A 12,951-nucleotide genomic window follows, 5' to 3' on the forward strand; every position below is an offset into this window, starting at 1 on the left:
CGGAATTTCACCGTCCGAACGAGGGTGTTCCACCTGTTCTCGACACGGTTGCCGACACGGCCCCCGACACGAACGGAGTCAGGGTCGCCCGTCCTCCCCAGGTATGACAGCGGGCCGCTCCGTCCGACCCCAGTCGCCCTCCGGAACCGGAACAGCGACTGACTACACGCGCGCTCCCCGCCGGGACGATGGATCAGTCCCCAGGAACAGACGTCGTACCGACAGGAGCGCCCTCCCGTGACCACCACACCCACCGCCGGCCGGACCACCGCCGTGGCCGCACGCGCCACGGAGCTGTCGAAGATCTACGGGCAGGGTGAGACCCGGGTGGTCGCCCTGGACCGGGTCTCCGTCGACTTCCAGGCCGCCGAGTTCACCGCGATCATGGGGCCGTCGGGCTCCGGCAAGTCCACGCTGATGCACTGTGTGGCCGGGCTGGACACCTTCTCCTCCGGGTCCGTCCGGATCGGGGAGACCGAGCTGGGGTCCCTGAAGGACAAGCAGCTCACCAAGTTGCGCCGGGACAAGATCGGCTTCATCTTCCAGGCGTTCAACCTGCTGCCGACGCTGACCGCCCTGGAGAACATCACCCTCCCGATGGACATCGCCGGGCGGAAGCCGGACAAGGCGTGGCTGGACCGGGTCATCGAGATGGTCGGGCTGTCGGGGCGGCTCGGCCACCGGCCCTCCCAGCTCTCCGGCGGCCAGCAGCAGCGCGTCGCCGTCGCCCGTGCCCTCGCCTCCCGGCCCGAGATCATCTTCGGTGACGAGCCGACCGGAAACCTGGACTCGCGCTCCGGCGCCGAGGTCCTCGGCTTCCTGCGCAACTCCGTGCGCGAACTGGGCCAGACCGTCGTCATGGTCACCCACGACCCGGTGGCCGCCGCCTACGCGGACCGGGTGATCTTCCTGGCCGACGGGCGGATCGTCGACGAGATGTACGGCCCGACGGCCGACTCCGTCCTCGACCTGATGAAGCGGTTCGACGCGAAGGGCCGTACCAGCTGATGTTCCGCACCGCCCTGCGCAACGTCCTCGCGCACAAGGCCCGGCTCCTGATGACCGTGCTCGCCGTCATGCTCGGCGTGGCGTTCGTCTCCGGGACGCTGGTCTTCACCAACACCATCTCCGACGCCTACCAGAAGAGCTCCGCCAAGGGCTTCGACCAGGTCGACGTCGCCGTACGGCCCGAGTACCAGGACTCCCACGGCGACCAGGTCGGCAGGACGCCGGAGCTGACCCGGGCCCTGCTCGACCAGGCCGCCAGGGTTCCCGGGGCCGCCTCCGCCACCGGTGTCGTCACCGGCTTCACCGCCGTCGCCGACAAGAACGGCAAGCTCGTCGGCGGCGACTGGCAGTCCGCCGGCGGCAACTACTGGGGTACCGAGGACCCCCGCTACCCGCTGGTCAGCGGCCATGCCCCGCACGGCAAGGACGAGGTGCTGATCGACTCGGCGACCGCGAAGCGGGCCGGTTACCGGGTCGGCGACACCGTGCGGCTCTCCGTGGACGGCCCGGTCCTCACGCCCACCGTCAGCGGCATCTTCACCACCGACGACGGCAACGTCGCCGCGGGCGGCAGCCTCACCCTGTTCGACACGGCGACCGCGCAGGCCCTGTTCGGCAAGAAGGGCACGTACGACGAGATCGACGTGCGGGCCGCGGCCGGCACCAGCCAGACGGCGCTCAAGGCCGAGCTGGACAAGGCCCTGCCCGCGAAGCTGGTGGAGACCACCACCGGCAAGCGGCTCGCCGACGACCAGGCGAAGGCCATCTCCGCCTCCATGAGCAGCCTGAAGCAGGGCCTGCTGGTGTTCGCCGGCATCGCCCTGTTCGTCGGCACGTTCATCATCGCCAACACCTTCACCATGCTGGTCGCCCAGCGCACCCGGGAGCTGGCCCTGCTGCGGGCGGTCGGCGCCTCCCGCCGCCAGGTCACCCGTTCGGTGCTGATCGAGGCGTTCGCCGTCGGCGCGGTCGCCGGTGTGGCCGGCCTGGCCGCCGGTGTCGGCATCGGCGCGGGCCTGCGCTCCCTGCTCGGCTCGTTCGGCGCGAGCATGCCCGACGGCCCGCTGGTGATCAGCCCCGGCACGGTGGTCACCGCCCTCGCGGTCGGTGTCCTCATCACCATGCTGGCCGCGTGGCTGCCCGGCCGCCGGGCCGCGAAGATCCCGCCGGTGGCGGCGATGAGCAGCGTGCACGCCAAGGCCACCGCCAAGTCGCTGGTGCTGCGCAACACGCTGGGCTCGCTGTTCGCGGCGGCCGGCGTCGCGGTGGTCCTCGCCGGCACGAGGATGGACGCCGACAGCGGCCAGGGCGCGATGGGCGTCGGCGCGGTCCTGCTCATCATCGGCGTGTTCATCCTGACCCCGCTGCTGTCCCGCCCGCTGATCGCCGCCGCCGCGCCGGTGCTGCGCGCCTTCGGGGTGTCGGGCAAGCTGGCCCGGCAGAACTCGGTGCGCAACCCGCGCCGTACCGCGGCCACCGCCTCCGCGCTGATGATCGGCCTGACGCTGATCACCGGCATGACGGTGATGGCGGGCAGCCTCCAGACGTCCATCGACAAGATGGCCTCCGCGGCGATCCGCGCCGACTACGTCGTCTCGATGGCCAACCGCGGCCCGCTCTCCCCCGGCGTGGAGAAGAAGCTCGCCTCCGCCGACGGCGTCACCGCGAGCAGCCCGCTGCGCAACGGCGAGTCCCGCATCGACGGCGAGACCGAGTTCCTGACCGGGGTCGACGGCGCGGCGATCGGCAAGCTGACGGACCTTAAGGTGACCGACGGCTCCTTCACCGTGGGCGGCACGCGGGTCGTCGTGGACGAGGACCGCGCCAAGGACTTCGGCTGGAAGGCCGGTTCCCGCTTCACCGCGCACTTCGAGGACGGCAAGGCGCAGCGGCTGACGGTCGCGGGGGTCTATGAGGGCAACGACATGCTCAACGGGATCCTCCTCGACAACAAGGTCCTCACCCCGCACCTGTCCGACCCGGCCGACATGCAGGTCATGGTGAAGACGGCGGACGGGGCGGACGGCGCGGCCAAGGACAGGCTGGAGAAGGCCCTCGGCTCCAACCCGGCGATCAAGGTCCAGGACAAGCAGGACATCTCCGATGAGATCGCACAGACGTTCACGCTGATGCTGAACATGGTCTACGGCCTGCTCGGCATGGCGGTGATCGTCGCGGTGCTCGGTGTCGTCAACACGCTGGCCATGTCCGTCTTCGAACGGGCCCAGGAGATCGGGATGCTCCGCGCGATCGGCCTGGACCGCAGGGCGGTCAAGCGGATGGTCCGCCTGGAGTCCCTGGTGATCTCCCTGTTCGGCGGGGTGCTGGGCATCGGCCTGGGCGTGTTCTTCGGCTGGGCGGCCGGCGAGCTGCTGGGCACGAAGATGCCGACGTACGAACTGGTGCTGCCGTACGGCCGGATGACGGTGTTCCTGCTGCTGGCGGGCGTGGTCGGAGTCCTGGCCGCGCTGTGGCCGGCCCGGCGCGCGGCCCGGCTGAACATGCTGACGGCCATCAAGGCCGAGTAGGCGGTCGTACGACACAAGGGGGCCCCTCGGGACGGGGCCCCCTTGTGTCGTACCGCCGTCCGCCGTGCGGTCGTACCCGTGTCAGCCGTGCCAGGTGCGGGCCCGCAGGGGGAGTCCGGAGGCGCCGGACTCGGGGGTGCGGATCGCGAGGACCTGGTTGACGCCGATGCGGTTGCGTTCGAAGGCGAGCGCGGAGGCGGCCATGTACAGCAGCCAGACGCGGGCCCGGCCGGGGCTGGTGAGGCGGACGGCCCGGTCCCAGTCGGCCTCCAGGTTGGCGACCCACCGGCGCAGGGTGCGGGCGTAGTGCTCGCGGATGGACTCCACGTCCCGGACCTCGAAACCGGCCCGCTCCAGCTGGGTGACGGTGGTGCCGACGGGGGCGAGTTCGCCGTCGGGGAAGACGTAGGCGTCGATGAACTCGTCCACCTCGTACGCCGACTCGTCCCGCTGCGGGCGGCGGGCGATCTGGTGGTTGAGCAGCCGGCCGCCCGGCTTGAGCAGGGCGTGGAGCTGGCGGGCGTACTCCAGGTACTTCTCGGCGCCGACGTGTTCGGCCATGCCGATGGAGGAGATCGCGTCGAAGGGGCCGTCCACGACGTCCCGGTAGTCCTGGACCCTGATCTCCACCCGGTCGGTCAGCCCCTCGTCGGCGACGCGCTTGCGGGCGTACGCCGCCTGCTCCTGGGAGAGCGTGACGCCGACGACGCTCACGCCGTGCTCGCGGGCCGCGTGGATGGCCATGGAACCCCAGCCGCAGCCGACGTCCAGCAGCCGCTGCCCCTCCTTCAGGCCCAGCTTGGCGCAGACCAGTTCCAGCTTGTCGCGCTGGGCGGACTCCAGCGTTCCGGCGTCCTCCCAGTAGGCGCAGGAGTACACCATGGAGGGGCCGAGGACGATCTCGTAGAAGTCGTTCCCGACGTCGTAGTGGTGGCTGATGGCCCGCTTGTCGGTACGCCGGGTGTGCAGGTTCCGGCGGGGTCTGCGGACCTCCTCGCGCGGCGGGGCGGGCGGGACCGGCGGGCCGGCCAGTCTCAGCAGCTCGCGGGCGGCGGCCCGGACATCGGGGTCGCGCAGGGCCTGTACGAGGCCGCGGGCGTCCTCCCCGCGCTCCCAGACGAGGCCCGCCATGGCGTCGAGCGCGGTGTACAGGTCGCCCTCGATCTCCAGGTCACCGGAGACCCAGGCGCGGGCGAGGCCCAGTTCGCCAGGTTTGTACAGCATGCGGCGCAGGGCGCGGCGGTTGCGCACGACGAGCGCCGGCGCGTCCGGCGGGCCTGCCTGCGACCCGTCCCAGGCCTTCAGGCGTACCGGGAGCGGGGCTCCCAGCATCTGCTCGGCAACACTCCTCAGCCGCGACGCGGCGTCGGCCATGGCGCACACCTCCAAGACGACGATCCCGGATGCCGGATACCACGTAAACACCGCGAGGGCCTCGGCGCAGTCCCGCAAAGGAGTTACGACTGGGCAAAACGGTTGTGGAAACCATGCGGACGGGTGCCCGGGAACGCCGGAAGACCTCCCGCACCACGGATGGCAGGAGGTCTTCCGGGTCGGTCACCGACAGGAGGATCTGTCGGTGACCGGAGGGTCTGTCGGTGACCCGAGGTTCTCTCGGTGACCGGAGGTCAGGAGGCCTTGGCCTTCTCCTCGGTCTTGCTCGCGGCGGCGACCGGCGCCGGCTTGGCGGCCTCGTAGAACTCCTCGCGCGGGTTCTCCATGGCGCCGAGGGAGACGACCTCGCGCTTGAGGAACATGCCGAGCGTCCAGTCGGCGAAGACGCGGATCTTGCGGTTCCAGGTCGGCATCGCCATACCGTGGTAGCCACGGTGCATGTACCAGGCGAGGCGGCCCTTGAGCTTGATCTTCATCTTGCCCATGACGATCATCGCCACGCCCTTGTGCAGGCCGAGACCGGCGACCGCACCCTTGTTGGCGTGCTCGTACTCCTTCTGCGGGAAGCCCCGCATACCGGAGACCACGTTGTCGCCGAGGACCTTCGCCTGGCGCAGCGCGTGCTGGGCGTTCGGCGGGCACCAGGCGTTCTCCACGCCGGCCTTGCGGGCGGCGAGGTCCGGCACCTGGGCGTTGTCGCCGGCGGCCCAGATGTAGTCCGTGCCCTTGACCTGGAGCGTGGGCTCGCAGTCGACGTGACCGCGCGGGCCCAGCGGCAGACCGAAGCGGGAGAGGGCCGGGTTCGGCTTGACGCCGGCCGTCCACACGATGGTGTTGGAGTCGACCTCCAGGCCGTTCTTCAGCACCACGTGGCCGTCGACGCAGGAGTCCATGGAGGTGGAGAGGTAGATCTCCACGCCCCGGCTCTCCAGGTGCTCCTTGCCGTACTGGCCGAGCTTGGGGCCGACCTCGGGAAGGATCTTGTCGGCGGCGTCGACGAGGATGAAGCGCATGTCCTCGCGGGACACGTTCTTGTAGTACTTGGCCGCGTCCCGGGCCATGTCCTCGACCTCACCGATGGTCTCCGCGCCCGCGAAGCCACCGCCGATGAAGACGAAGGTGAGCGCCTTGCGGCGGATCTCCTCGTCGGTCGTGGAGTCGGCCTTGTCCAGCTGCTCCAGGACGTGGTTGCGCAGGCCGATGGACTCCTCGATGCCCTTCATGCCGATGCCCTGCTCGGCGAGGCCGGGGATCGGGAAGGTGCGGGAGACCGCGCCCATGGCGATGACCAGGTAGTCGAAGGGCAGCTCGTACGCCTCGCCCACCAGCGGGGCGATCGTGGCGACCTTGCGGTCCTGGTCGATGGTGGTGACCCGACCGGTGAGGACCTCCGCCTTCGGCAGCACGCGTCGCAGCGGGACGACGACGTGGCGAGGGGAGATGCTGCCGGCGGCGGCTTCGGGGAGGAAGGGCTGGTAGGTCATGTACGACCGGGGGTCGACGACCGTGACGGTCGCCTCGCCGTAGCGCATCTTCTTGAGGATGCGCCGAGCTGCGTACAGGCCTACGTACCCACCGCCTACTACGAGGATCCTGGGACGCTCCGTGGTGCTCATGCCATCGAGTATCCACCCGCCCCCGGGGGGTCGCTCGTGCGCCCCTTCACAAGGTCTGACAGGGCCTGTGTTAAACTCCGCGGCTCGCGTGACGCAGACCACGGGGGCGCGAGGGAACCGCAGGGCGCTTCGCCCCGTTGTCAAGGCCGCGTGAGCTGCCTCTCCGGGCCGACGGGGCGACCGTGAGGGCATCGTGACGCCCTCGGAACACCCCCCTCCAAGGGCCTCTTGTCCTCTTCATCTGAACATGTTCAAACAGCCTCTGAGCCCCCGAAAGGGCCAATGGGCCCCCTTCCGGGGCCCGATGGGAGGGAATTCCTTGTGAAGAACTTCACGAAGGTTCCCACGCGGGTATGACCAAGGGCCCCTCAAGGGGGCCCCGGACACCGCTCAAACGTTATCCAACCTGCTCAGCAGGTGGCTACCGTCCAGTAACAAAAGAGAGCCACGCCACGCCCCGGGGCACGGACCGGACTCACGCCACGGACCAGGCGATGCCGTCCAGGATGTCGTGCTCACTCACCACGACCTCCTCGGCGCCGATCCGCTCCATGATCGCGAGCAGCACGAGGGCGCCGGCGCCGATGACGTCGACCCGGCCCGGGTGCAGGGAGGGGATCGCGGCGCGCTCGGCGTGCGTGGAGCGCAGCAGCCGTTCGGTGATCTCGCGCACGCGGTCCCGGGAGACCCGGGAGTGGTGGATGCGCGCGGAGTCGTACGCGGGCAGTTCCTGGGCGATGGCGGACACCGTGGTGACGGACCCGGCCAGGCCCACCAGGGTGTGCGCCTCGCGCAGCGGGACCGACTGCTCGGCGAGGTCCAGGGCCGCCTCGATGTCGGCCCGCATGGCGGCGATCTCGTCCTCGGTGGGCGGGTCGCTCACCTCTCCGCCGTGCACCAGGTGCCGCTCGGTCATCCGTACACAGCCGACGTCCACCGACCGGGCGGCACGCACGTGGTCGCCGCCGACGACGAACTCGGTGGAGCCGCCGCCGATGTCCACGACCAGGTAGGGCCGGGTGAGGTCGCCGCGGCCGGTGAGCTCCTTCGTGGCACCCGTGAAGGAGAACTCGGCCTCCTGGTCACCGGTGATGACCTCCGGCTCGACCCCGAGGATGTCCAGCACACCGCGCACGAAGTCCTCGCGGTTCTCGGCGTCGCGCGAGGCGGAGGTGGCGACGAACCGCAGGCGCTCGGCGCCGTGCTCCTTGATGACGTCCGCGTACTCACGGCAGGCGGCGAAGGTGCGCTCCAGTGCCTCGGGCGCGAGCCGGCCGGTGCGGTCGACCCCCTGGCCGAGTCGCACGATCGTCATCCGGCGGTCCAGGTCGGTCAGCTCGCCCGTCGCCGGGTCGGCGTCCGCGACCAGCAGACGGATGGAGTTGGTGCCGCAGTCGATGGCGGCCACGCGGGTCACTTCTCGTCCCCCTCGCTGTCGTCGCGCCCGTCCCTCTCACCGCTGTCGCCGCTGTCGAGCGTCACGCACGCGCCCTTGCGCCACCACTCCGGCAGCATCGCCAGGGCCTCGTCGCCGAGCGGGTTCACGCCCGGGCCGGCGGCCAGCGAGTGGGCGACGAGCACGTGCAGGCACTTCACCCGGTCCGGCATGCCGCCCGCGCTCGGGAAGCCCTGGAGGACCTCGATCTCGTCCCGGCGCCGGATGTAGTCCTCGTGCGCGGCCCGGTACGCGGCGGCCAGCCCGGGGTCGCGGCCAAGCCGCTCGGTCATCTCCTTCATCACGCCGTTCGCCTCCAGCGTGCCGATGGCGGAGGACGCCTTCGGGCACGTCAGGTAGTACAGCGTCGGGAAGGGCGTGCCGTCGGGCAGGCGCGGTGCCGTCTCCACGACGTCCGGCTGACCGCACGGGCAGCGGTGCGCGATGGCCCTGAGGCCCCGCGGCGGGCGGCCCAGCTGCTGCTTGAAGGCCTCTACGTCCGCGTCGGTGGGCTCGGTGCGCGGAGTGGGCGGCGGAGGGGTTTCCATGACTGCTTTCCGGGTGGGGTTCTGTCGGTTGCCGGACCGGACGGGCCGGTCACTGCTCGGAGGCGTCGGCCTTGTCGACGCCTTCCCAGACGTTCGTGTACCAGGGCCGGTGCGCGGCCCCGAGGTCGGCGCGGGACTGCCTGGCCGCGTTCGGGTCGACGACCACGTACCCGGTCTCGCCGGGCATCACATAGTGCAGCCGGCGGCGGATCTGCTGCTCGGCGTAGGCGTCGTCCTGCCAGCGCGCCTTCAGGTCGCGCAGCTGCTCGACGCGCTCACGGGCCTGCTCCCGCTGCCGCTGGAGGTCGGCGATCTGCTCGCGCTGGGACACGTACTGCCGCATCGGATAGGCGAGGGCGACGATCATCGTGCACAGCACCAGCGCGAGCAGGGCCGCGCGGCCGGTGAGCCGGGAGCGGCGGGCCTGGCGCTTGGTCTGGGAGCGGTAGACGCGGGCCGCGGTCTGCTCGCCGAGCAGCCGCAGCCTGGTCGCGGTGGAGAAACGGTCCCGGTCCCTCACGGCCATCTGTCTCTCCGCCTCCCCTTTCACACGCGCGTACGTCCCCGGACACGGTACGGGACCGAGTACGGGGACGTACGTACGACTGGCTAAGCCTTACGCCAGGTTGGGTCAGCCCTTGGAGATCCCGCCCCGGAAACGCGGGAACGCGCTGCGGCCCGCGTACACCGCCGCGTCGTCGAGGATCTCCTCGATGCGCAGCAGCTGGTTGTACTTGGCGACACGCTCGGAGCGGGCCGGGGCACCGGTCTTGATCTGGCCGCAGTTGGTGGCGACGGCCAGGTCGGCGATGGTGACGTCCTCGGTCTCGCCGGAGCGGTGCGACATCATGCACTTGAAGCCGTTGCGCTGGGCCAGCTCGACGGCGTCCAGGGTCTCGGTCAGCGAGCCGATCTGGTTGACCTTGACCAGCAGGGCGTTGGCGGCGCCCTCCTCGATGCCGCGGGCGAGGCGCTCGGGGTTGGTGACGAACAGGTCGTCGCCGACCAGCTGGACCTTGTCGCCGAGCTTGTCGGTGATGACCTTCCAGCCGGCCCAGTCGTCCTCGAACAGCGGGTCCTCGATGGAGACGAGCGGGTAGGCCGCCACGAGCTCCTCGTAGTACTCCGTCATCTCGGCGGCGGAGCGCTCCTTGCCCTCGAAGAGGTACTTGCCGTCCTTGTAGAACTCGGAGGCGGCCACGTCGAGCGCGAGGGCGATCTGCTGGCCGGCGATGTAACCGGCCTCCTTGATGGCCTCCAGGATGAGGTCGAGGGCCTCACGGTTGGAGCCGAGGTTCGGGGCGAAGCCGCCCTCGTCGCCGAGGCCGGTGGACAGGCCCTTGCTCTTCAGGACCTTCTTCAGGGTGTGGTAGACCTCGGTGCCCCAGCGCAGGGCCTCGGAGAAGGACTCCGCGCCGATCGGGGCGATCATGAACTCCTGGATGTCCACGTTGGAGTCGGCGTGCGAGCCGCCGTTCAGGATGTTCATCATCGGCACCGGCAGCAGGTGCGCGTTCGGGCCGCCCAGGTAGCGGAAGAGGGGGAGGTCGCTGGCCTCGGAGGCGGCGTGCGCGACGGCGAGCGAGACGCCGAGGATGGCGTTGGCGCCGAGGGAGCCCTTGTTGTCGGTGGCGTCCAGGTCGAACATGGCCTGGTCGATCAGGCGCTGCTCGGTGGCGTCGTAACCGACCAGCTCCGGGCCGATCTGCTCGATCACGGCGAGAACGGCCTTCTCGACGCCCTTGCCCTGGTAGCGGTTCGGGTCGCCGTCGCGGAGCTCGATGGCCTCGAAGGCGCCGGTCGAGGCGCCGGACGGGACGGCGGCACGACCCGTGCTGCCGTCGTCGAGGCCGACCTCGACCTCGACCGTGGGGTTGCCTCGGGAGTCCAGGATTTCCCGGGCTACGACGACGTCGATGGACGGCACGAGCATCTCCTTCTTGGATGTGACGCTGGAAGTGCGGGGCGGTGTGCCTTACGGCTGTGCCTTGCGACTAGAGCCTAACCGTCCCGGGGCCGTCGGCCACCGACCGACCGCCCCGTGGACAAGCCGACGGTACCTTTTGTTTCTCACCGAAACAAAGGGTTCAGGGGTCGGTGGACGCAAAAATCCCCGCCCCGGTGCGTACGGGGGAACACGCACCGGGGCGGGGAGGCGGGGAGCCCGTGGGGACGGGGGGCGGCCCTCAGAGGGCCTTCAGCGGGGCCCGCGCGGACGCGCGGGCCCGTGCCCGGACTGGGGGCGGGGTCCTACTTCAGGTGCAGCTGCTGACCCGGGTAGATCAGGTTGGCGTCCTCGACGATGTCCTTGTTCAGCTCGAACAGCTTCTGCCAGCCGCCCCGCACGTGGTGCTTCTCGGCGATGGAGCTGAGGGTGTCACCGGTGACGACCTTGTACTCGCCGTCGCCCTTCTTGACCTTCTTGCCGGTCGGGGTGGTGACGGTCTTGCCCTGGCTCTTGCCCGCGCTCGCGGCCGGACGCTCGGCGGAGCGGGAGGCGGCCTGCTCGCCGGTGGAGCGGGTGGCGGTGGAGCCGCCCGAGTTCGTGGAGGTGCTCGGGGCGGAGGTGCTCGGGGCGGAGCCGTTGTACGGGGTGCCGGACAGGCCCGTGCCGCAGACCGGCCAGGCGCCCTTGCCCTGAGCGGAGAGGACCTTCTCGGCGACGGCTATCTGCTGCGCCTTGCTCGCCTTGTCGGCGGTGCCGGCGTACTGCGTGCCGCCGTACGCGGCCCAGGTGGAGGCGGAGAACTGAAGGCCGCCGTAGTAGCCGTTGCCGGTGTTGATGGACCAGTTGCCGCCGGACTCGCACTGGGCGACCGCGTCCCACTGGGAGGCGGTGGCGGCGGAGGCGTTGCCGGCCGCCATCAGCGGGGCGGCGACGGCGGCACCGGTGACACCGGCGAGCGCGATGGCGCGGACGGCCTTGGACGGGCGACGGTGCTTGCCCTTGCTGGAGAACAGCATGGATCGATCCCCTCACCGACGCCTGCGAGGTGAGCTGTCGGGTTCGGGCCGGTTGAGTTGCCCGGCCGCACTCCGCTCACGCGGGATGCGGCTTCACCCCAAGCCGGTTCCGGCGTCAACCGCCGGGCCCGGCACTTACCTTGGGTCCCCCGCTCCTGCCTACGGCGCTTGACGCGACGACTGTTCCCGGGCGACCGCTGGCAGGATTCGGCGTTGCGGCGGCCGGGGCTCGTGGTGACGAGCGGTCCCGACCGTAGACACGTGATCGGCGGAATTTCAAAGACGATCAGGGCTTCTGAGACTCATCCCACACTTTCACCAAACCGGACATCAAGGCACTAAGTGGGACGCCAACTCTCCCTACTCGCCGCCCGCTTCGCCTTCGACGTCCAGGGTCTGACCGGCACTGATGTGGTTCGGGTCGGCCCCGATGGACTTCTTGTTGCCGGCGTACAGCGCGCGCCACCCGCCGTCGACGTCAAGGGAGTCGGCGATGGAGGCGAGGGTGTCGCCCTGACGGACGGTGTACGTGTCCGCCTCACGGGAGGCGTGCCGGCCGGAAGACGAGGCGCTCTGACCGTTTGTCACGCTTTCGTCCGTGCCGCTCTCGTCCGCGCTCGCGCCCCGGTGCCGTCCGCCGCCGAGGGACCCGGTGTCGACCAGGCTCCAGGAACCCGCGGCCTGCTGCGGGTTGTCCTCGATGCCGGTGTCCGGGGCGGCCGTGGGCGAGCTGTCGGCCCCCCGCGGGCTTCCGGTGTCCGGCGCGGTGGACTTGTCGGACTTGGGGGTGTCGGTCCCCTTGGAACCGGTCGGCGCGCCGGCGTCCTTGTCCGGCTTGGCGCTCGGAGTGGTGGCCTTGTCCGAGGAGGAGCCGTTCCCGGAGCCGGAGTTGGTGTCGGAGTCCGTGTCGGCGGAGGGCGACGAATCCGGCAGACCGGACGAGTCGGAGTTGCCGGATGAACCGGATCCACCGGATGTACCGGAGTTGCCTGCTGATCCGGACGTTTTGCCCGAACCACTGGAGCCACCGGAGCCGCCGGAGCCGCCGACGCCCGTGTCGACGTGCGTCGCACCCGAGTCCTCGGTCAGACCGGACAGCAGGGCGCAGGTGGCCCAGGGGGTGGTGCCCTTGTCGGCGAGGATCTTCTCGGCGACGGCGATCTGCTGGTTGCGGCTGGCCTGGTCGGGGCTGGCCGCGTACTGGCCGCCGCCGTAGGCGTTCCAGTCCTCCTGCGAGATCTGGAGGCCGCCGTAGTACCCGTTGCCGGTGTCGGCGCTCCAGGAGCCGCCGCTCTCGCACTCGGCCACCTTGTCCCATGTGGTGCCGTCGGCCGCGTTGGCGCTCGCCGCGCCGAGGAGCGGGATGGCGATGGCGGAGCCGGTCACTCCGGCCGCGACGAGGAGAGCCGGGGCCTGACGGGGGCGACGGTGTCGGCCGTTCCCGGAGAGCATGCAGA

Annotated in this window: 10 protein-coding genes and 1 riboswitch; of the genes, 2 read left to right on the top strand and 8 right to left on the bottom strand. The window is 70.5% G+C overall.

The features are described 5' to 3' along the window. Positions 1–237 precede the first annotated feature (237 nt). Positions 238–1,008 carry an ABC transporter ATP-binding protein gene (locus IE273_RS06890; RefSeq protein WP_189814255.1) on the top strand — a complete coding sequence of 257 codons (771 nt, stop codon included), beginning with the start codon at positions 238–240 and terminating at the stop codon, positions 1,006–1,008. Then, positions 1,008–3,536, top strand: coding sequence for an ABC transporter permease (locus tag IE273_RS06895; protein WP_189814256.1), 2,529 nt, complete (start codon positions 1,008–1,010; stop codon positions 3,534–3,536). Before IE273_RS06890 ends, IE273_RS06895 begins: the two co-directional genes overlap by 1 nt. A gap of 81 nt (positions 3,537–3,617) precedes the next feature. On the opposite strand, the gene IE273_RS06900 is transcribed toward IE273_RS06895, so the two are convergent. The 8 genes from IE273_RS06900 to IE273_RS06935 form a co-directional block, all read right to left on the bottom strand. After that, entirely contained in the window at positions 3,618–4,910 is a 1,293-nt protein-coding gene (locus IE273_RS06900) for an SAM-dependent methyltransferase (RefSeq protein WP_189814257.1), read from the bottom strand. A gap of 254 nt (positions 4,911–5,164) precedes the next feature. After that, positions 5,165–6,547, bottom strand: a complete 1,383-nt coding sequence (locus IE273_RS06905; RefSeq protein ID WP_078611753.1) for an NAD(P)/FAD-dependent oxidoreductase — start codon at positions 6,545–6,547, stop codon at positions 5,165–5,167. Positions 6,548–7,022: 475 nt separating this feature from the next. Next, positions 7,023–7,964: a Ppx/GppA phosphatase family protein gene (locus IE273_RS06910; RefSeq protein WP_189814258.1), complete on the bottom strand. Its 942-nt coding sequence runs from the start codon at positions 7,962–7,964 to the stop codon at positions 7,023–7,025. Beyond that, complete coding sequence (locus IE273_RS06915) at positions 7,961–8,530, bottom strand: DUF501 domain-containing protein (RefSeq protein ID WP_189814259.1); 570 nt, start codon at positions 8,528–8,530, stop codon at positions 7,961–7,963. Before IE273_RS06915 ends, IE273_RS06910 begins: the two co-directional genes overlap by 4 nt. Positions 8,531–8,579: 49 nt before the next feature. Then, positions 8,580–9,056, bottom strand: a complete 477-nt coding sequence (locus IE273_RS06920) for an FtsB family cell division protein (RefSeq protein WP_189814260.1) — start codon at positions 9,054–9,056, stop codon at positions 8,580–8,582. A 105-nt stretch (positions 9,057–9,161) separates the two neighbouring features. Next, a complete protein-coding gene (eno, locus tag IE273_RS06925) occupies positions 9,162–10,463 on the bottom strand; it encodes a phosphopyruvate hydratase (RefSeq protein ID WP_041665249.1) in 1,302 nt (433 codons plus the stop codon). Positions 10,464–10,780: 317 nt separating this feature from the next. Beyond that, on the bottom strand, positions 10,781–11,494 hold the full coding sequence (locus IE273_RS06930) for a LysM peptidoglycan-binding domain-containing protein (protein ID WP_189814261.1): 714 nt from the start codon (positions 11,492–11,494) through the stop codon (positions 10,781–10,783). A gap of 4 nt (positions 11,495–11,498) precedes the next feature. Next, positions 11,499–11,671: riboswitch (cyclic di-AMP (ydaO/yuaA leader) on the bottom strand. A 183-nt stretch (positions 11,672–11,854) separates the two neighbouring features. Next, positions 11,855–12,946 (bottom strand): LysM peptidoglycan-binding domain-containing protein, encoded by a 1,092-nt coding sequence (locus tag IE273_RS06935; RefSeq protein ID WP_189814262.1) that lies wholly within the window; start codon positions 12,944–12,946, stop codon positions 11,855–11,857. Between the last annotated feature and the right edge of the window lie 5 nt (positions 12,947–12,951).

Source organism: Streptomyces olivaceoviridis (assembly GCF_014650115.1).
In the GTDB taxonomy this organism is placed as follows: domain Bacteria; phylum Actinomycetota; class Actinomycetes; order Streptomycetales; family Streptomycetaceae; genus Streptomyces; species Streptomyces olivaceoviridis.

Coding starts and splice junctions, on each gene's coding strand:
- eno (WP_041665249.1), bottom strand. CDS start 10,463: ATGCTCGTGCCGTCCATCGACGTCGTCGTAGCCCGGGAAATCCTGGAC.
- IE273_RS06905 (WP_078611753.1), bottom strand. CDS start 6,547: ATGAGCACCACGGAGCGTCCCAGGATCCTCGTAGTAGGCGGTGGGTAC.
- IE273_RS06935 (WP_189814262.1), bottom strand. CDS start 12,946: ATGCTCTCCGGGAACGGCCGACACCGTCGCCCCCGTCAGGCCCCGGCT.
- IE273_RS06920 (WP_189814260.1), bottom strand. CDS start 9,056: ATGGCCGTGAGGGACCGGGACCGTTTCTCCACCGCGACCAGGCTGCGG.
- IE273_RS06930 (WP_189814261.1), bottom strand. CDS start 11,494: ATGCTGTTCTCCAGCAAGGGCAAGCACCGTCGCCCGTCCAAGGCCGTC.
- IE273_RS06900 (WP_189814257.1), bottom strand. CDS start 4,910: ATGGCCGACGCCGCGTCGCGGCTGAGGAGTGTTGCCGAGCAGATGCTG.
- IE273_RS06895 (WP_189814256.1), top strand. CDS start 1,008: ATGTTCCGCACCGCCCTGCGCAACGTCCTCGCGCACAAGGCCCGGCTC.
- IE273_RS06915 (WP_189814259.1), bottom strand. CDS start 8,530: ATGGAAACCCCTCCGCCGCCCACTCCGCGCACCGAGCCCACCGACGCG.